General features: G+C 63.3%; 16 protein-coding genes and 3 pseudogenes. 9 read left to right on the top strand and 10 right to left on the bottom strand.

Translation table 11 applies throughout. From position 1 onward, the window contains the following. The first annotated feature begins 7 nt into the window (after nucleotides 1-7). Nucleotides 8-1,204: an FAD-dependent monooxygenase gene (locus FV229_RS11645; protein WP_147752132.1), complete on the top strand. Its 1,197-nt coding sequence runs from the start codon at nucleotides 8-10 to the stop codon at nucleotides 1,202-1,204. A gap of 45 nt (nucleotides 1,205-1,249) precedes the next feature. Here the strand turns inward: FV229_RS11645 and FV229_RS11640 are convergent, their stop codons facing one another. Together FV229_RS11640 and FV229_RS11635 are read right to left on the bottom strand one after the other, a co-directional pair. Then, a complete protein-coding gene (locus FV229_RS11640; protein ID WP_147752131.1) occupies nucleotides 1,250-2,257 on the bottom strand; it encodes an NAD(P)-dependent alcohol dehydrogenase in 1,008 nt (335 codons plus the stop codon). A gap of 17 nt (nucleotides 2,258-2,274) precedes the next feature. Then, nucleotides 2,275-3,126, bottom strand: a complete 852-nt coding sequence (locus tag FV229_RS11635; protein WP_147752130.1) for an SDR family oxidoreductase — start codon at nucleotides 3,124-3,126, stop codon at nucleotides 2,275-2,277. A gap of 176 nt (nucleotides 3,127-3,302) precedes the next feature. Between FV229_RS11635 and FV229_RS11630 the strand changes: the two genes are divergently transcribed. Next, nucleotides 3,303-4,211, top strand: coding sequence for a LysR family transcriptional regulator (locus FV229_RS11630; RefSeq protein ID WP_147752129.1), 909 nt, complete (start codon nucleotides 3,303-3,305; stop codon nucleotides 4,209-4,211). 139 nt (nucleotides 4,212-4,350) lie between these two features. Here the strand turns inward: FV229_RS11630 and FV229_RS11625 are convergent, their stop codons facing one another. From FV229_RS11625 to FV229_RS11610, 4 genes are all read right to left on the bottom strand, one after another. Next, nucleotides 4,351-5,286, bottom strand: a complete 936-nt coding sequence (locus FV229_RS11625) for a VOC family protein (protein WP_147752128.1) — start codon at nucleotides 5,284-5,286, stop codon at nucleotides 4,351-4,353. A gap of 102 nt (nucleotides 5,287-5,388) precedes the next feature. Further along, the gene (locus FV229_RS11620; protein ID WP_147752127.1) at nucleotides 5,389-5,955 is read right to left on the bottom strand and encodes a YceI family protein; all 567 of its coding nucleotides are present in this window, start codon (nucleotides 5,953-5,955) and stop codon (nucleotides 5,389-5,391) included. Continuing rightward, nucleotides 5,952-6,560 (bottom strand): cytochrome b, encoded by a 609-nt coding sequence (locus FV229_RS11615; RefSeq protein ID WP_147752126.1) that lies wholly within the window; start codon nucleotides 6,558-6,560, stop codon nucleotides 5,952-5,954. The genes FV229_RS11620 and FV229_RS11615 overlap by 4 nt, the downstream gene beginning before the upstream one ends. Nucleotides 6,561-6,581: 21 nt before the next feature. Then, nucleotides 6,582-7,187: a YceI family protein gene (locus tag FV229_RS11610; protein WP_147752125.1), complete on the bottom strand. Its 606-nt coding sequence runs from the start codon at nucleotides 7,185-7,187 to the stop codon at nucleotides 6,582-6,584. Nucleotides 7,188-7,308: 121 nt separating this feature from the next. Between FV229_RS11610 and FV229_RS11605 the strand changes: the two genes are divergently transcribed. From FV229_RS11605 to FV229_RS11595, 3 genes and pseudogenes are all read left to right on the top strand, one after another. After that, nucleotides 7,309-8,241 carry a LysR family transcriptional regulator gene (locus FV229_RS11605; RefSeq protein ID WP_147752124.1) on the top strand — a complete coding sequence of 311 codons (933 nt, stop codon included), beginning with the start codon at nucleotides 7,309-7,311 and terminating at the stop codon, nucleotides 8,239-8,241. Between the two features lie 178 nt (nucleotides 8,242-8,419). Continuing rightward, a pseudogene (locus FV229_RS28415) lies at nucleotides 8,420-9,064 on the top strand (methyl-accepting chemotaxis protein); the annotation flags it as partial. A 628-nt stretch (nucleotides 9,065-9,692) separates the two neighbouring features. Next, nucleotides 9,693-12,185, top strand: a complete 2,493-nt coding sequence (locus FV229_RS11595; RefSeq protein ID WP_147752123.1) for a hypothetical protein — start codon at nucleotides 9,693-9,695, stop codon at nucleotides 12,183-12,185. A 145-nt stretch (nucleotides 12,186-12,330) separates the two neighbouring features. Here the strand turns inward: FV229_RS11595 and FV229_RS11590 are convergent, their stop codons facing one another. The 3 genes from FV229_RS11590 to FV229_RS11580 form a co-directional block, all read right to left on the bottom strand. After that, the gene (locus FV229_RS11590; RefSeq protein WP_147752122.1) at nucleotides 12,331-12,660 is read right to left on the bottom strand and encodes a hypothetical protein; all 330 of its coding nucleotides are present in this window, start codon (nucleotides 12,658-12,660) and stop codon (nucleotides 12,331-12,333) included. Beyond that, nucleotides 12,657-14,186 (bottom strand): ADP-ribosylglycohydrolase family protein, encoded by a 1,530-nt coding sequence (locus FV229_RS11585; protein WP_147752121.1) that lies wholly within the window; start codon nucleotides 14,184-14,186, stop codon nucleotides 12,657-12,659. The genes FV229_RS11590 and FV229_RS11585 overlap by 4 nt, the downstream gene beginning before the upstream one ends. Nucleotides 14,187-14,301: 115 nt before the next feature. Further along, entirely contained in the window at nucleotides 14,302-14,820 is a 519-nt protein-coding gene (locus FV229_RS11580; protein ID WP_246688150.1) for a PAS domain-containing protein, read from the bottom strand. Between the two features lie 224 nt (nucleotides 14,821-15,044). Here FV229_RS11580 and FV229_RS11575 point away from each other — a divergent pair, with 224 nt between their 5' ends. The 3 genes from FV229_RS11575 to FV229_RS11555 all read left to right on the top strand — a co-directional run bounded on the left by FV229_RS11575 (nucleotide 15,045) and on the right by FV229_RS11555 (nucleotide 17,856). Next, nucleotides 15,045-15,248 carry a hypothetical protein gene (locus FV229_RS11575; RefSeq protein WP_147752119.1) on the top strand — a complete coding sequence of 68 codons (204 nt, stop codon included), beginning with the start codon at nucleotides 15,045-15,047 and terminating at the stop codon, nucleotides 15,246-15,248. A 329-nt stretch (nucleotides 15,249-15,577) separates the two neighbouring features. Further along, entirely contained in the window at nucleotides 15,578-15,766 is a 189-nt protein-coding gene (locus tag FV229_RS11570; protein WP_147752118.1) for a hypothetical protein, read from the top strand. A 1,616-nt stretch (nucleotides 15,767-17,382) separates the two neighbouring features. Then, nucleotides 17,383-17,856 carry an SRPBCC family protein gene (locus FV229_RS11555; protein ID WP_147752115.1) on the top strand — a complete coding sequence of 158 codons (474 nt, stop codon included), beginning with the start codon at nucleotides 17,383-17,385 and terminating at the stop codon, nucleotides 17,854-17,856. Between the two features lie 68 nt (nucleotides 17,857-17,924). Here FV229_RS11555 and FV229_RS11550 read toward each other — a convergent pair. Beyond that, nucleotides 17,925-18,197: pseudogene (locus FV229_RS11550) on the bottom strand (recombinase family protein); the annotation flags it as partial. A 64-nt stretch (nucleotides 18,198-18,261) separates the two neighbouring features. On the opposite strand from FV229_RS11550, the pseudogene FV229_RS11545 reads away from it, so the two are divergent. Continuing rightward, nucleotides 18,262-18,401, top strand: a pseudogene (locus tag FV229_RS11545) (IS3 family transposase); the annotation flags it as partial.

The following is an 18,401-nucleotide window of genomic DNA, read 5'->3' as shown; positions in this document are numbered from 1 at the left end:
GCCCCGCATGCCCCGCCGCATCCTGATCACCGGCGCCAGCGTCGCCGGCAACACCGCGGCGTGGTGGCTGGGGCGCTCCGGCTTCGACGTCACCGTCGTCGAGCGGGCGCCGGACTTCCGGGACGGCGGCCAGAACGTCGACGTCCGCGGGGTCGGGCGCGCGGTCCTGCGCCGCATGGGCCTGGAGCAGGCTGCCCTCGCGCAGGGCACCGGCGAGGAGGGCACCGCCTGGGTCGACCGGCAGGGCCGGGCGGTCGCGGCCTTCCGGATGGATCCGAGCCTCGGCGACGGCCCCACCGCGGAGATGGAGATCCTGCGCGGCGACCTCGCGCGGCTCCTCTACGAGCCCGCCCGGCAGCGCGCGACCTACCGCTTCGGCGACCGCGTGACCCGCATCGACGACGCGGCCGACGCCGTGACGGCGGGCTTCGCGAGCGGGGCGAGCGCGCGCTACGACGCGGTCCTGATCGCCGAGGGCGTCGGCTCGAGCACGCGCGAACTGGTCTTCCCCGGCGAGGCCGACCCGCGCTGGATGGACCTGACCATCGCCTACTTCACCATCCCGCGCATCGCGGGCGACGACCGGATGTGGCGCTGGTTCAACGCGCCGGGCGGGCGCGGCATCTCGCTGCGTCCCGACCAGCACGGCACCACCCGCGCGATGCTGACCCTGCGCCAGACCCCGGGCGGCGAGCAGGATTGGGACGCCGCCCGGCAGAAGGCCTACCTGCGCGAACGCTTCGCCGACGCCGGCTGGCAGGCCGCGCGCGTCCTGTCCGGCCTCGACGCCACCGCGGACTTCTACTTCGACGTGCTGCGCCAGGTGCGGATGCCGCGGTGGTCCGGCGGCCGCGTGGCGGTCACCGGAGACGCGGCCTGGTGCGCCACGCCGCTCGCCGGCATCGGCACGACGCTGGCCGTCACCGGCGCCTACGTCCTCGCCGCGGAGCTGGCCGCCGCCGACGACGTCGCCGCGGCCTTCGCCGCCTACGAGCGCGCGATGCGCCCGATGGTCGAGGACGGGCAGGGCGTGCCCAAGATCGCGCCGAAGCTGATGAACCCGAACACCCGCCTCGGCATCCGCCTGCTCCACGGCGCCCTGCGCATCGCGAGCACCAAGCCCGCCCGCCGCCTGGTTGCACGCTTCACCGCCGGCCGCTCCAAGGAGCCGGACCTGAGCCGGTATCCGGTGCCGGAGGTGTGACACGGCCTCCGCGCGATCGAAGCGGAGGCCGTCTCTTCCGCGCGATCAATATTCGAGGGCGATCTTGCCGAAGTGACCGCCGGCCTGCTGCAGGCGGAAGGCTTCGGCGATGTCGTCCAGCGCGAAGCTGCGGTCGATCACCGGACGCAGGCCCGTCGCCTCCAGGCCGCGGATCATCTGCTGCTGGAGGCGGCGGCTGCCGACGATCAGGCCCTGAAGCCTCTGCTGGCGTGCCATCAGCGCCGCGGTCGGCACCGGGCCGGCCGGCCCGGTGAGCACGCCGATCAGCGCGATGTGGCCGCCGACCCGTGCCGCCACGATCGACTCGGCGAGGGTGCCGGCACCGCCGACCTCGACCACGTGATCGACGCCGCGCCCGCCGGTCAGGTCGCGCACCGCCATGCCCCAGTCGGGCCGGGTGCGATAGTTGACGAGGTGGTCCGCCCCGAGCCCGCGGGCGCGTTCCAGCTTCGCGTCGGAGGACGAGGTGGCGATGACGGTCGCCCCCATCGCCTTGGCGATCTGGAGCGCGAAGATCGACACGCCGCCGGTGCCGAGCACCAGCACGCTGTCGCCCGCCTTGAGACCGCCGTTCGCCACCAGCGCCCGCCAGGCCGTCAGCCCGGCGGTGGTCAACGTCGCCGCCTCCGCGTGGCTGTAGCCGGCTGGCGCGCGGGTGAAGCCGCTGGCCGGCGCGACCACGACCTCGCGGGCGTAGCCGTCCACGCCGTCACCCGGCGTGGTCGAGAAGTCGGCGATTGTGGGCTCGCCGTCGATCCAGTGCGCGAAGAACGTCGAGACGACGCGGTCCCCCACCGACAGGTCGGCGACGCCCGCGCCCACGGCCTCGACGATCCCGGCGCCGTCGGACATCGGCACGCGCCCGGGGGCGGTCTTCATGCGCCCGGTGACGACGGCGAGGTCGTGGAAGTTGAGCGAGCTGGCGTGGATGCGCACGCGCACCTCGCCGGCCCCGGGCGCGCCGGGATCGAGGCCGTCGACGATCGAGAGCCCGTCGAGGCCGAGCGCGCCGCCACAGGTGATGGTCTTCATCGAAACGTTTTCCTTCTTCAGGCGGCCGGCAGGGCGTCGCGGACCGCCTGTGCCAGCGGGGTGGTCGGGCGGCCGATCAGCCGGGAGAGCTGGCGGCCGTCGTCGAACAACGCGCCCTGCGAGGCGTCGACGTCCCAGGCGGCGAGCCCTTCGGCGAAGGCGTCGGGGATGCCGGCGCCCTTGAGGATGCCGGCATAGGTGTCCTGCGGCAGGTTCTGGTAGGGGATCGCGCGCCCGGCCGCCTTCGACAGCTCGGCGGCGAGATCGGAAAGCGTCACGGCGTCGTCGCCGGCGAGCTCGTAGGTGCGGCCTTCATGACCCTGGCCGGTCAACACCGCGACCGCGGCGTCGGCGTAGTCGGCGCGTGACGCCAGGGACAGCTTGCCGTCGCCGGCGCTGCCGACGAAGGCGCCGTTGGCGAGCGCCGGCGGGACCGAGGCGGTGTAGTTCTCGACGTACCAGCCGTTGCGCAGGATCGTGGCGGGGATGCCGGACGCGGCCAGATCCGCCTCGGTCGCGCGATGCTCCTCGGCCAGGCTGATCGGCGAGCGGTCCGCGTGCAGGATGCTGGTGTAGACGATGCGCCCGACGCCGGCCCGCTTGGCGGCCTCGATGACGTTGCGGTGCTGCACGGCGCGCTGGCCGACCTCGCTCGACGAGATCAGCAGCAGCGTCTCCACGCCCTCCAGGGCGGCGGCCATCGTGTCGGGCTTGGCGTAGTCGAAGGCGCGGGCGGCGACGCCGAGGCCGGCCGCCTTGTCGGGCGAGCGGACGAGCGCGACGACGGCGTCGGCGGGAACCTCGGCCTTCAGGCGCTCGATCACGAGGCGCCCGAGCTTGCCGGTGGCACCGGTCACGGCGATGGTCATGGGTGTACTCCGTCTTGGATCAGTTGGATCGGACGCGGGTCCGGCGTCGGCGGAGGTCATCCGGGAGGAGGCCCGGTTCGGGGGCGCCGCCTGTCGCAAGCCGGGATATGGACCTTGCCGTCCGATACGATAATCGACATTGTATGACGATCTGCTCGCACCAGGAGTACGAGGTCGTGGCCGATCGTCTGACCGGCATGGAGGTGTTCGTCCGCGTGGTCCGCCTCGGCGGCATCTCGGCCGCCGCGCGCGAGCTGCGCATGTCCGCGGCCATGGCGACGAAGCACATCGATGCGCTGGAGGCGCGGCTGGGGACCGCGCTGGTCCATCGCACGACGCGGCGGGTCTCGCCGACCGAGGCCGGCGCCGCCTACCTGGAACGGACCGAGCGCATCCTGGCCGAGATCGGCGAGGCGGAGGGCGAGGCGGCTTCGCGCGCCCTGGAGGTCGAGGGGCTGCTGCGGGTGAGCGCGCCCGCGACCTTCGGCGTCCTCCACCTCGCGCCGCTGCTACCCGCCTTCCATGCGCGCCATCCGCGGGTGACGGTCGAGTTCGGCTTCACCGACCGCTACGTCGATTTGCTCGAGGAGAAGTGGGACGTGGCGGTGCGCATCGGCCGGCTCGTCGACAGCAGCCTGGTCGCGCGCAAGCTCGCGCCGATGCGGATCGCGCTGTGCGGCGCACCCGGCTACCTGCGCGAACGGGGGACGCCCCGGATCCTCGCGGACCTCACCGCTCACGATTGCCTGGGCTACACCATCGTCTCGCAGGCCGGCACCTCGACCTGGAGCTTCGGGCGCGGCGGGGAGGTCGTCGTCCCGGTGCGCGGCAGCATGCACGCCAACAACGGGGAGGCGCTGGTCCGCGCCGCGGCGGCCGGCCAGGGCCTCGTCTACGGGCCGCGCTTCGTCGCCGCGGCCGAGCTGTCGCGGGGCGCGCTGGTCGAGATCGACCTCGACGTGCCGACCATGGATCTCGGCTGGGTGCAGGCCTTGACCCACCCCACCCGCCGCCCGGCCGCCAAGACCCGGGCCTGGGTCGCGTTCCTCGCCGAAACCATCCCCGCGATGGCGTCGGAGTGGTGAGGACAGGGCTTTCGAGCGATCGTTCGGACTTCCGACCAACCCGGCGGACCGGCCGTCGCGAAGGCTACAATCCGCAAGGTTCGCACGTGAGTGGCGATCCGACATCCGTCCGTGCAGCTGGGTCGCTCCCGCGTCGCCCCTAGGATGCCGGGATGCGCGTCGGCTCGCTCTCGCGAAAAACGCCCGCCTGCGGCACCAGGCGGAATCGGGTCCCCCAAGGGTCCTGAAGCACGAGCGCGCCGTCTTCCTCGTCCGGCGTCAGGCCGGCGTCCCGGCAGCGGTCGCGGACCGCCGCCAGCGTCGGGGCGTCGGCCAGCAGGACCACCTCGGCCAGGCCGGCCATGGCGGCGGGCCGTTCGCGCGCGCCCCGGCTTTGCCAGACGTTCGTCGCGAGCTGGTGGTGGTAGCCGCCCGCGCCGAGGAAGGTCGCGCCCGGGTAGCGGATCATCACGTCGAACCCGAGCAGCCCGGCGTAGAAGCGGTCCGCCGGCTCGATCTCTCCCACCTGCAGGTGGACGTGCCCGACCCGCCCGCCCGGCGGCATGCCGGCCCAGGGTCCCGACGCGGCCTGGGTGAGCGCGGCGACATCGAGCCGGTCCCTCCGCAGGACGATCGAGCCGTCCGGCTCCTTCGGCCAGGCCGAACTCGGGCGGTCGGCGTAGACCTCGATGCCGTTGCCCTCCGGGTCGTCGAGGTAGACGGCTTCGCTGACGACATGGTCGGACGCCCCCGACAGGCGGACGCCGCGCTCCCTCGCATGCGCGAGCCACGCGCCGAGGTGCCCCCGGCTCGGCAGCAGGAAGGCCGTGTGGTAGAGGCCCGCCTCCCCGGGGTTCCAGGGGCGGGCCGCCGCGTCGCGCCGGAGTTCGAGCAGCACCGTCGCGCCGACGCCGAGGCGCACGACGTCGGCCTCCTGCGAGACCGTCGTCAGGCCGACGACCTCGCGGTAGAAGCCGGCGAGGGCGTCGAGGTCGCGGACGACGAGGGCGACGCTTCCGACACGGTAGGGCGCCGTGTCGAGCAGCGAGCCGGTCCCCTCGACGGGTGGCCGCGTCGCGCCGACGATGTTTGCCATGTCCGTATCCTTTCAGCGCCGGATTCCGCTGCGGTCTCGGCGTGAGGACGCGTCGCGGTGCGCCGGCCCCGGTCGTCGCAGGCGTCCCGCGGGGGCCGTGGTTCAGGGGCCCGGCTTGGTCGCGGCGACGAGGTCCACGTCGACGCCGACCTCCAGCGCGACCCATTGGCCCGAGGCCCACGCGCCCTGGCCGACGCCGAACTCGGTGCGGACGAGGCCGACATGGCCGGTGGCGTGCGCCTGCCCGTTGTCGAGCGTCAGGTGGAAGGGCAGCGTCAGCGGCCGGCTTTTGTCCCGGATCGTCAGCGTGCCGACCGCCTCGTAGTCGCCGTGGCCCTTGTCGACGAACCGGGTCGCCTCGAAGCGGGCCTGGGTCGCGCTCTTCACGTCGAACCAGTCCTTCTGCGGCAGGGCCGCGTCGCGCTGGACGTCGCCGGTCCGCGCGCTGGCGAGGTCGACCAGCACCACCGCATGCCCGGCCTCCGGCTGGGCGGGGTCGAAAGCGATCTTGGCGTCGAAGCGCTCGAAGCGGCCGGTGAACGGGGCGCCGACCTGCACGCCCGCGAACGTGATGGTGCTCTTGGCGGGATCGACGGCCCACTCGGCGGCGACAGCCGGAACCGGGCCGCCCAGCAGGGCTGCGGCGAGGAGGAGGTGACGCAGGGTCATCGGGGCGATCCCAGGGATTCGGACGGGGCCGGCGGCGTGCGGGCCGGCAGCATGCGGCGCAGGACGTCATCGCGCAGGACGAGGTGGTGACGCAGCGCCGCCGCCACATGCAGGATCAAGAGCGCCGTCAGCAGCCACGCCCCGTAGGCGTGCACCTGCTTCAGGGCGCCTTCCGCCGCGGCCTGGTCCGGGACCAGCGTCTCCAGCGGCAGGTGCGGCCACGGCACGAAGCCGTACAGCACGGTCGGGATGTTGAACGGGGAGAGCGAGACCACGCCCCAGCCGGTCAGGGGCAGCCCGACCAGCAGCAGGTAGAGCAGGCCGTGGGCGGCCGAGGCCGCGCGACGCTCCCGCGGCGGCATGGCGGCCGGGTGCGCCGGCGGCCGGTGCGACAGGCGCCAGATGACGCGCAGCACCGTCAGCGCCAGCACCGTGACGCCGACCGACTTGTGCCATTGATAGAGCTGGAACTGGCGCATCGGCGCCAGCGCCGCATGGGTCATGGTCAGGCCCAGGCCGATCAGGACGAGCACGCAGAGGGCGCTCGTCCAGTGCAGAAGGATGGCCACGAGCGTGTAGCGTCGCGCCGTCTCGACGGGGGCCATGGCCATCCTCCTGTGAACCGGTCAGTCCTGACGCTCGAAGGCGCCGGCGATGGTCAGGTGGAGCTCGTCGCCGATCAGCGGCACGTAGGTCTTCACGCCGAACTCGGAGCGCTTGAGCGTCCCCGTCGCCTCGAAGCCGACCGTGTATTTCTTGCTGAGCGGGTTGGCGCCGGCGCCGACCAAGGTCACGTCGAGGGTCACCGGCTTGGTCACGCCGTGGAGCGTCAGGTCGCCCGTCACCTTCGCGTGGTCCTTGCCGGCCGGCGCGACCTTGGTGGAGACGAAGGTCATGTCGGGGTACTTGCCGGCGTCGAGCCACTGGTCGCCCTTGAGCTCGCCGGTGAGCTTGGCGCTGGTCGTCGTCACCGAGGCGACCGGGACCTTGATCGAGAGCTTCGAGGCGGCCGGGTTCTTCGGGTCGAGCGTGAGGCTGCCGGAGACGTCCGAGAAGCCGCCGGCGTAGTTCGAGAAGCCCATGTGCGACACCCGCCAGCCGACCTGGGTGTGGCCGGGATCGACCGCGTAGGTGCCGGCCTGGATCTGGGCCGGGTCGCGGGTGGCCTGGGCCAGGGCCGGCGTGCCCGCGAACAGGGCGAGGGCGAGGCCGGAAACGAGGAAGGACTTCAAGGGACTTCTCCTTGGTGTGGACGGGGGCTCGCCACCACGACGGCCGGGCCGAGCGCCCCCGCGACTGACCCTGCACCTAGCCCCGTTGGCGGCCGGGGTTGAGCCTGCTATCCGGCACTACATGGTTGCGAGAACGGAAACCTTCGGCGGTCGCCTCGACGACCTGCGCGCCTTCTGCGCGGTCATCGACCTCGGCACGGTGACGGCGGCGGCGGCCAGCCGGAGCGAGACCAAGGGAAGCGTCAGCCGGCGCATCTCGCGGCTGGAGGCGGCGCTCGGCGCCACCCTGATGGCCCGGCACCCTCGCGCCGTGACGCCGACGGCCGAGGGCGTCGCGTTCTACGCCAAGGCGCAGGAGAGCCTTGCGCTCCTCGACGACGCGGCCGAGACCGCGCGCGACGCCCGCACCGTCCCGGCCGGACACCTGCGCGTGACGACCGCGGTCGACTTCGGCATCGAGCTCATGCCGGGAATCCTCACCAGTTTTCGCAGGGCCTACCCGCAGATCACCATCGACCTGATCAACACCGACGCGCGCCTCGACCTTGCAGCCAACCGGATCGACCTCGCCCTGCGCTTCGGCGACGCGGAGGAGAGCGGATACCGGGCCGCGCTGATCGTCAACCTCTGGATCGGGCTCTACGCGTCCCCGGACTACCTCGCACGGCATCCAGCGCCGGCGGACCTCGCGGCGCTCGCGGAGCACGACCTGATCCTGTCCCGGGAGCGGCCGGGCGCGACGGGCTTCCTGCTCAACGACGGGAACGGCCGGATCGAGCAGGTCTCGCTCGACCCCGCCATCCGGGCGAGCGATTTCGCCGCGGTCTTCCGGCTGACGCAGGAGGGGGCGGGCATCGGCCACCTGCCGAGCGCGGTGGCGGCGCGCGCCCTCGAGAGCGGAACGCTCGTGCGGGTGCTCGCGCCCTGGGCGACCGCGGGGGGCGCGTTGCGCGCGGTGAGCCTCGCGGGGCGGGAGTTGCCGGCACGGGTGCGGGTCTTCCGCGAACACGTCCGCGCCGAGATGATGAAGCGATTCTCGGTCGAGTCCGATTAGAGCTGACGCCGGGACGGTCCTGAGAGCCTGTCTGCGGTCCTCGGCGGCCGGCGCCCTGCCGCCGCCGCATGCCGGCATCGCCCGCCCGATCACGGGCGTGACCGCCATGATGGGCCGCCTGGCCTAGGGCGACGTCGGCCTGACGGTGCCCGGTGCGGGCCGCCGAGACGAAGTCGGCGCGATGGCCGCGGAAGAGCTCGGTGCCTCCGTCCAGGAGATCGGCCGGCAGGTGCAGGGCTCGGCGAGCTTGGCGCAGGCGGCCATGGGCGAAGCCGACGAGACGGCGCAGCTCGTCCAGGCCCTGACCTGGGCCGCGGCCTAGATCGACGACGTGGTCGGGCTGATCTCCGGCATCGCCGGGCAGACCAACCTCCTGGCGCTGAACGCCACGATCGAGGCGGCGCGGGCCGGCGAAGCCGGCCGCTGCTTCGCCGTGGTGGCCGCCGAGGTCAAGGAGCTGGCGAGCCAGACGGCGCGGGCGACCCACGAGATCGCCGGGCAGATCGCGCAGATCCAGTCGGCCACGGGTTACGGCGATCGACGGGATCGCGGTGCGCATCCGCGACATGAGCGCCATGGCGACCACGATCGCCGCGGCCGTCGAGGAGCAGGGCGCGGCGACCCAGGAGATCGTGCGCAACGTCACCCAGGCCTCGGTGGGGACGAGCGAGGTCACCAGCAACATCGCCGGCGTGGCGGGCGCCGCCGAGGAGACGGGGGCCCGGCGTCCCAGGTGTTCGCGTCGGCCTCCGCGCTGTCGCGCCATTCCGACCACCTCGGCGCGGAGGTGACCCGCTTCCTCGCGACGCTGCGCGCGGCATGAGTTGCGGGCCGCCGCGCCTGCCGCTTTGTCAGCTTATGCGCGCCGGTACGCGGTGGGATATCGCGTGATGACCGCGGTCGGTCGGTGCGGTGATGCGGGCACGCGGCGACCGCGGTCTTGTCGCGGACGATGATGCTGCGCAGAGCGCCAGGCTGGTGCCGGTGGAGAGGATCGAACTCCCGAATACTATCCACTTGCAAGCTAAAACAACGACTTAAGGACGACTTGCTTGACCGTTTGTATGAGAGTCTGATGTATCCGTCAATGGGACCTAATCGACCATTTTCTCAGGTCTCACTATCATTGTTCCGCGCCCTTCCCAATCACCGCGAATCGGGCGTTTCATAGAGCTCCGAAAACCCCCGGGCGAATGTTGGGCGAACTATAATAACGAGTTTTCCAGTCAATCAGATGTGTCATATCGGCAAGTCGGTTCCAAACTAAGTTAATATTGACAGGACTTACATCATGAGAGATATTAGGATTGTTGGTTGCGGCGAACGTTGCCAACTGAAACGTCCTTACACAATCCAAGAATCCCAATCCATGTGTGTGGCATAATGCTTCACGCAATCGCGGTTGGCTGAAATCAAGGAGCTTGTGTATAAAATGAGCATCAGACAACACTATGACTTATGTATTCCATGATCACTTTAGCGAGGATTGTACGCCGGCGGGTGCCGAACAGGGGCCGGTAGAGCGACGTTTCCGCTTTGATTCGCGTCGAGCCGGAGGTGGCAAGACAACCGCCATTATCGAACAGACATCGAAAATGGCACTGAACGGCCAGAAGTGCCTTATCGTTCAACCCACTACCGACTTGATCGACGAGACCTTCGATAGCATCAGCCGTGAACATCCTCAGGTAAGCGTACTCCGATTCCATTCGAGGGATGGTAGCGACCATAGGGTAATGCTTCGACTGATTGCCTACTTGAATAACGCAGACCTTGGTGGCGTTATCGTACTAATCACGCATTCAACCTTTCTCAAAATCCCGTTCTTTTACCGCCCGGAACGCTGGAATGTGTATATTGACGAAAACCTAAATGCGTTCGACTACTTTGGGGAAACCCTCCCAAACTATCATAGTATCATCACCGATCACATTAAGGTGGTGGACCGTTCTGGGAAATACGGGTGCGTTGAACCTATCAACATTGGGCGATTGAAGGAGATTGCCACGAACGTCGGGAAAGACGAGGTTTTCAAGCAAGTCCAAAGTCTAGCCGGCCGACTGATATCTCCCTACTATGATAGTTATGTGGTAAACAAGACGCATGATGAGTTGATCAAGCGTCGTAGCCAGACCGGTAAGCTGTGCGTGTATTCTGTGCTTTCGCCGCGGATCATGGACGGGTTCGCGAGTGTTACGATAGCTGCCGCGAGATTTGAGGAGACATTTCAGTATCATTGGTGGGAGCGGGAAGGCGTTAGGTGGGGCCGCATCAAGTCTCAGGAAGGCAACATTCCAGACCTGAAACATCCTCACAATGATACGATCGATATCTACTACGGTTATGATCGGAAATATTCGAAGAAAACACGTAACGCTCTTGGATGCCCTAAGACAAATCCCCTTATCGTCGCTACCGAGAAACTGATGGGCTCAAAGGAGTTCGTTCGAGTCGAGAACAATGATGTGAAGCTGATGAGTCTCCTTAATCAGGTTGCTGGAAGTCATTTGATCAAAGGCGTGTCTCACGGACTTAACATGTTCCGTCATATTCACCATGCTGTGGTCATCACCGCGAACAATCCAACATCTGACGCCGGGAACTTTCTTGATGAGTTCTGTAGGTTCGGTCTAAATGATCAGTTCCGTGCCTTCACCAATCACGCGATATATCAATCAATATGCCGTACTTCTATCCGCGATGATGAAAGTCATGAAGCAAAAACATGGGTTGTTGCATCGAAAGAGACCGCTGACTGGTTGAGTGATCTGTTTCCTGGTTCCCGTGTTCATTCGCTCGGACTAACCCAACCAGTGATGAAGGCGGTTGGTAGGCCACGGAAACATGCGAATGATAAGGAACGAAGAAAGAAATCAGCAGCCCGTATCAAGAATGATCATGCGCGGAGCGCGGGCTTCGCCCTTGACCTGAAAGAGAACATTCTTGACGAAGTAACCTTTCATGACAAGACGGACGAAACCACTATAAAGACTATAAGCCATTTCGTCCAAAGATTCCGTGCATCTGAGTTCATCAACTATTATGGTACCGAACCAAGAGCGATTTGTTGCACGGATAATCAGTTCGTTCCTTATCTCAGGAACCACCACAAGAACGAATATGGGAACAAAAACGAAATCCCATGTGTCAGCGGTGCCATGTTTTCCGTCAGTAAGTCCGATACAACAAACAGAGGAAATGACAATGTTGAGTTTGTGAGAGGTATGTGGCTTGATGTCGAGAACGGAACGATGAGGCATGAAGACTTTGCTGACGAGTTCCCGCAGCTTCACGTTGTCGCCTATAACACCTTCTCACATACGGCGATGAAACCTCGGTATCGGCTCTATATTCCAACCAATCGGCCTATGCACGATCAGGAATATCGCGCAATCTACTCAGAGATTGTCTGCATCCTTGAATCGAAAGCGTATTGTCGAGGTTCAATAGAGGCGGTGAGAACGAGCGGGCTTGGCAATCAACCTCATCATGGTATCGATCACCGACCAAATCCATGTGCGCTATTCGCTCTTCCCTGTCAGGCCAAGAACGTAAAGGACAGCTTCTTCGTAGAACACAAGGCTGATGATCGGGAAGCCATCGACGTTGATGCTTGGCTGTCGAACCTTATCTGTGACTATGATAGTATGGACTTCGATGCCACTATATACTCAGAACTTGGTTCGGACGACACTTCGATTGGTAGTGATCAACTTAGTGGTGTCGAGCGAGCTATGACTGAGTGGTATCGGATCGGTGTCTTTCCTGGTGAGGGGCATGATGGGCTTCTGTCGTTGTATCATTCCCTTACCAAGCTGCGGTTGCCAGTGGGAATGGTCACAGAGAAGCTACATGAGGCTGCTCTGTCATCAAACAGTCCGATTGATAGGCGGAAGCAAGCTGACCGACTCATTACGACTCTGAAACGGTGGGCGAACAAGTAAAGTCTGAAACATATTAAACTAACGAGCATCGCCACGTTTCCAGAACACGTGGCGATGCGGGGTACATAACATAAAACTAGTCTTGTTTGGCATTTCTACGGGTGATCATAATCCGACATTTTTCGTGGTGCCGGGTAAAGTGACTTCACTTCGCGTCACCAACACCGTTCAGCAAGAAGGATTGGAAGCGTTTTTCGACGAGGGTAGATAAATGATAGTTTCCCGCCCAACCGTTAGGGAAGGTCAAGTTTCCACCTGATCTCATCTCCGCAATAATCTCGTCTCGGATACGTTGACGGTCAGAGGCATACCTTTGGCACTGTTCATCATAAAGCTCACTCGCGGCCTTGCTTGCTGCGAGCTTGCAACCTTTACTGACCTCTTCTTCGATGTTCAGCGGTGGCAGATGAGCTTCCCGACGAAAGGCATCACGAGCGAGCACCGTCCTACGGATTTCGGCATCATTCTCGATCATCGTAGGCTTCCCTCGAAAAGGTCGTTCCCCAGGGCCTCGATGTAGACATTCCAGACAAGTGTTTTCCGCCACCGTTCTGGGATGCCCGACCAACCGTAGATGGCCCCTGCAATCGATCCGGTAACGGCTCCTACGCTGTCGCTGTCGTCACCGAGGTTCACGGCCCGCAGAACGGTTTCCTCGAAGCTGCCGGCTGAGGCCGCTACCGCCCAGATCGAAGCTTCAAGCGTATCGACCACATACCCGCTGGATCGGATATCGTCGCGGTGCTTGCCTCGCCATGAACCGTCCGCGATCCTTTGAACCTTCTCAGTGTATGGGCCTTGGTGTGCGTTCAGGACCTCACTGAGGGGCTTTCCCTGAATCGCCCGCGCAAGGATCACCGCAAGGGCCTCGGACCCGTCACAGGGCTCGGCAGCGGGATGTGTGGTAGCGGACTGCCGACGTGCCGCATCCCGAAGCTTCTCCGGATCATTCCAGTAGCGGATGGCCACCGGGGCAAGGCGCATGATCGAACCGTTTCCTCCGTTGCGAGGGTCTGCGGACGCAGCATGGATATCGCCCGTCTCGCGGTATGCACGGAGGCTTGAAACCGTTGCGTTTCCGATATCGAAACAGGTGCCGGTGCAGGAGTTCTCACCGTCCTCGAACCAGCGGCAGAACCGTTCGAGAAGATCGCGTTCATCGATCCCGTCGCAGGCAATCAGACTGTCCGCGAGGCAGAGCGCCATGGAGGTATCATCCGTCCACTGCCCGGCCTTGAGGTTGAACGGACCGCCGCCGACCATGTCCGTCATCGGAGGATAGGTGTCGCGTCTGGAAAACTCGATCGTCGTCCCTGTTGCGTCACCGATCGCGAGGCCAACCAGTGCACCAAGAGCACGGTCGCGTATGGCATCGATCGTCGTGGCCGGGCTCCGTTCGGGTATTTTCCGTCGCCGTAAAATGTGCTGTTCCTGGGCCTCGGTCTCGATCGCGCCTGGACGAGCCTCACGAACGATCCTGATGGCTTCGGCAGGATCGGCACCTAGCTCGGTTAGAAGTCTCGCCGCGATGGTGCCGGAACGTCCCAAACCGCCTTTACAGAACACCGTAATGGAGAAGCCGTTGCGCAGGACGGAGCGTAGGCCCTCACCGACCGTCACCCACGATGCTTCGAACGCTTCTGTAGGGGTCGAAACGTCCGGGATCGGCAGGTGAATCCACGTCAGGCCAAGCCGCCGGCATTCCTCACCGATTGCCTCGACCTGCAACGTTTCGATCTCGGGAGTCTCAATGAGGGAGACAACCGTGCTCGCTCCCCACTCTGATATCGCTTCCAAGTCGGTTCGGAGGTCGCGCGCCCATGATCCGGTTGCAGCGTCGGCCTGAACCTTCCCCGGACAGAACGTTATACCGATATTCCCGAGACCCTTACCGGCAAATATCGCGTCGATTCGAATAGGATGCGTTATACTAGTGCGGCCCTTGTTTCTGCTATGCGATCCGAAAACTGCAAACGCCGGGTTAAATCCATCTTTGTCCATTTTTGTTGTCTCCGGTCATGATTATACCACAGACAACGAGGTGGAGATAGATTGACGCAACTAGTCGCTACAGTGTGCAGAAGTTAGGATTGGCTTTAACTCATCTAAGAATATATCAATGTATCCCATGCCCACTTAGTTTATCAGTCAGGATTTCTGAATCATCAGGCAATGTTGCGGCGATTTGGCGACCCAACTCAAATAACAGGTTCTCGAATAGCGGACGAAGTCGATCCCAATCGTCAGAGCCAACGCCGCCGGACATTTCCCAGGCGTCCACAATCCGGTCGGCCATACGCTCCAAAGGCGGCCCTCCCCCGTCCGCAGCGAGAAATGCTGCCGATCCAGGGCCAGTATCGTGAACGCGCGTATCGGTCATGTCGATTACGACGCCACTCCCGCGAACTCGACCGTTTGCGTCCCGAACGAACTGACCTCTAGCCAGTATCCAACGAACCTCTCCTGCCGGAGTCACAACGCGGTGCTCCCAAGCGAAAGCGCCTCCATCTTCTCGGACGCGGCGTCGGTGGGCGGTGTCTGCGTCACGATCATCCGGATGAAACATAGACAGCATTTGAGATAGCGTAATGCCATCGGCCATTTCTTCCGGCGGCAGACCGAATAGGTGAGCCATGACGGCATCGCCTCGGATAAGATTCGCCTCAACATCATCCTCCCAACGGCCGATCGCGACAGGGGCGAAGAGCATTGAGGGGACTTGAACGGCCTCAGTTTGAAACCTTTTTGGCATATGCCCTTTTGATCCATCGCCAGCGGGCGCCCCACAGCATTATTTTCTATCCCCCGCGTCCAATCCATCCTACCTATCAAAAGGCTCGGGGCAATGGCGAAGTTACGATGGGCCAACGCGATGATGATGATGGCCGGATATTCCGGTCAAGATTACCGAAGAAAGCCGTAGGGGCGGAGGAACGCGCGCGGACACTTTTAACGTTGCAGCGGATTGCTTCGACAATCGGGGTGCCGGTAGTAGATTTCTTCAAGCCTACCCTCGACCAAGATAAGGACAGCGCCGAGCCCGAGGAGGAAAATCAAGGGTGATGAGTGCGGCGCTTACAGATCGGCCCTGTGGTGTTAATATAAGAATAGTTGTTGAAGCGAAATAACTCACGATTTAAGAATCTGATATTTGTTCGGTAATATGCGTTACTTGGTGATTAAAATCTTATAGACGGTTCCGGCCCTTTTGGGGAGCATTTGAACGTTCTTCGGAACCTGGGAAAGTCCGCCTTCGGGCGATTGACTTACTTCCGCTTCCGACCCTTCGCAGACCTCCCAAGAGAAGTTCGAAAGGCTGGCGTGAGTTGGCATATTCGCCTTCCAACGGCGGCACCTCGGCCATAGTCGAGTGTGATCTACGATCCGGCCTCGTGGCGGGCAAGTTCTTGACCGATCTGAAACAACAGAAGGCGCATGAGAGACCGCATTTCGGGCGTGCCGTGTTGCTCGATAATCTCGTGCGCTCTGAGGTAAAGATCAGCTATCGCGTTGAGCTTATTTATCTTTTTCACAGTCCTGCCCGTTTCCTGTTTCGCCAGTCCCGCCAGAGTAATAACTGATGGCTCTGCCGCCATGCGGGGCATTTAGGCAACACCGAGCACTCCGACGTGATTTGATTGTGACCAACCGCTCCGTTAGGATGGGTTGTGCGCAACCTGGGGGCGGTGATGGCGACCGACGATACGACATCCGGTGGACTGAGGCAGACCAAAGCCACACTCAAACGGCTCGCTCAGGCTTTGGACTGTCCTACCGAGGTCTTTTGCGGTCTAGTTTCGCATCAAATCCAAGAGACCAACGAACTACTTACTCTCTGGCTTGCGATCGAAAACCCGGAAGGTCGAGCAACAGTAATGTCAGTTTTGCGAGCGGAGGCAGACAGGACGACGACACTTGACGGAGATAACATGCGGCTCTCAAGTGCCCCGCTATCTCTCGTGTGCGCGACACAGAAGCCTGATAAGACCTCGTAGACGTAGTCTGAACAATGCCTAAGTATCAAACGATACCCTGGTTCTGACGAGGCAGTGCCATCAGGTGTCCGGCGGGTCCGGCGTCAAAGGTTCGCCTATTCCAAGGCCGGTATCATCAGGCGGACCTGATGCCACTGCAAACCTCACAGTGGGCGACGATCGGCGGACTCTACGTGAGCGCAGAGGGCCACTGATGACGCTCTATATGCCTGCAACCGCCGCTATGGTCGTGAGAGCGTAGTCATCCCGTCGGCCGGGCGAGTCGAAGATCGTTGGTGGTCCATCGAGTTCGAAATGCGGTGGTCCCGCGACACGACCACGTTGGTAAACTGCCAACGACAAGGCAAGTCCACGATTATGTCAGTCGTGACAGCATCAATGAGTTTATCAAAGATATTATGTAATATTTTAGATCAACGGAATCCAAGTCGTCGAATAAAGTAGTCAGATCTGACATCCAGCCCGATTGGTTCTTTCGATACGAACGGACGAACTGATTGGAACAAGAGCATTGCCCCTACTGCCATCAATGATCCAGCTACCGGTACTAGTAAAATCGCGAATACGGGCGATCGATACCATAGGAAGATTGCACAGATGATGCTACCGACAACAGAGGCCGCAATGATACGAAACGTGCAACATTCCGACGGTTCCACAGCGGCCTCCTAACGTATGCTTAACCAACCAGAGGTTGTTGTAGCTTGGCCGTTACATAGGCTCAACCGGGGTGCGTAGTGTGGCTTCCCCGGCACTAGGATTGAGAAGGCGATAGACCGAAGCCCGAGATACGTTCAGTGCCCGGGCGATGGCCGTTCCACCCATGTCCGACGCCGCAAGTTTCCTCGCACGGTCAGCGTCGATCGTTGGTTTGCCACTCTTCAATGCTCTTTCGGTCTCGACCTAGGCATACCCTCAGCCTGACGCTCACGGTGATCAATAAGCGGTGTTCCCTCTATTGATTCGATAGAACTGCATCCGGGAACAGCCGAGGGCTTTTGCAATCGCCGCCGGGCCATCACCGGCCGCCTTCATTCCGATAGCCACACATGAAAGTGATACGCTCCGCGTTTAAGGGCGCATTTTGCTCGGGATTGAATCGCATCCGTATACGCGATGCATATGGTAAAGTTTAGATCGCGCGCTAGCTTAATCTTCGGCGTGTTTATCCGCGTCAAAGAAGCCTTGTGAGGAAACGCTAGATGCGCAAAACTATTATCTCTGCCGCGGCTCTGGTCGCGGTCTCTATCACTCCTGTTTTCGCGCTGGAAGTGACGAAGACCACCATGGTCGCGGCTTCACCTGATGCGGTGTGGAAGACCATTGGTGGCTTCTGTGGGATCGGCGGTTGGCACCCGGTCGTTGAGACGTGCGCCTTGTCTAAGAACGGCGGAAAGGAACAACGAACCCTCCACCTCAAGGGTGGTGGACTTCTCGTCGAGCAAGAGCAAGCCCGCGACGATAAGAAGATGAGCTATACCTACACGATCATGTCTGGACCGTTACCGGTGGAAGACTACAAGTCCACGATTATGGTCGAGAAGGAAGGTAGCGGTTCCAAGGTCACCTGGACCGGCTCGTTCAAAGCTAAGGGCGCCCCCGACGATAAGGCGAAGGAGGCCATCGCTGGCGTGTACGATGCCGGCTTGAAGGGCATTGCTGCCAAGGCGAAGTGAGAAGTGAGCCGAAGCGAGGGATTCAGATCAGCCCTCGCTTCGGCTTTCCGCTTTCATTGCATCCACGCTCATTGAGACTGTGGTGCGCTTTCGCCTCCGATGATCCGATACACCTGCATGCGGGAACAGCCGAGAGCCTTCGCAATCGCCGCAGGACCATCACCAGCCGCCTTCATCGCAAGAACCTTGTCCCGGTCCAGCCGACGCTTACCGCCCGTATAGACACCCTTCGCCTTGGCAGCCTCGATACCCTCGCGTTGACGTTCGAGGATGAAGCGCCGTTCCATCTGACTGACCATGCCAAGGACGGTCAGAACGATCCGGCCGCTCTCGCCTCGGGTTGGTCAGCCCCCATTGAAGTGGTCCGCCCTTTGGTATGGCTTTTGAGCCTGGAGGACGGACGAGATGGCAAAACACCCGAAGCCCGAGGAGATCGTCGCGAAGCTCCGTCAGGCGGACGTGCTGATCTCACAGGGCCAGAGCGTGGCCGATGCAATCCGCGCGCTCGGTGTGAGTTCGGTGACGTACTACCGGTGGCGGCGTGA

The organism is Methylobacterium sp. WL120, from assembly GCF_008039465.1.
Classification (GTDB): domain Bacteria; phylum Pseudomonadota; class Alphaproteobacteria; order Rhizobiales; family Beijerinckiaceae; genus Methylobacterium; species Methylobacterium cerastii.
Note: the sequence above shows the minus strand (reverse complement) of the source record. Positions and strands in the feature narration are given on the sequence as shown.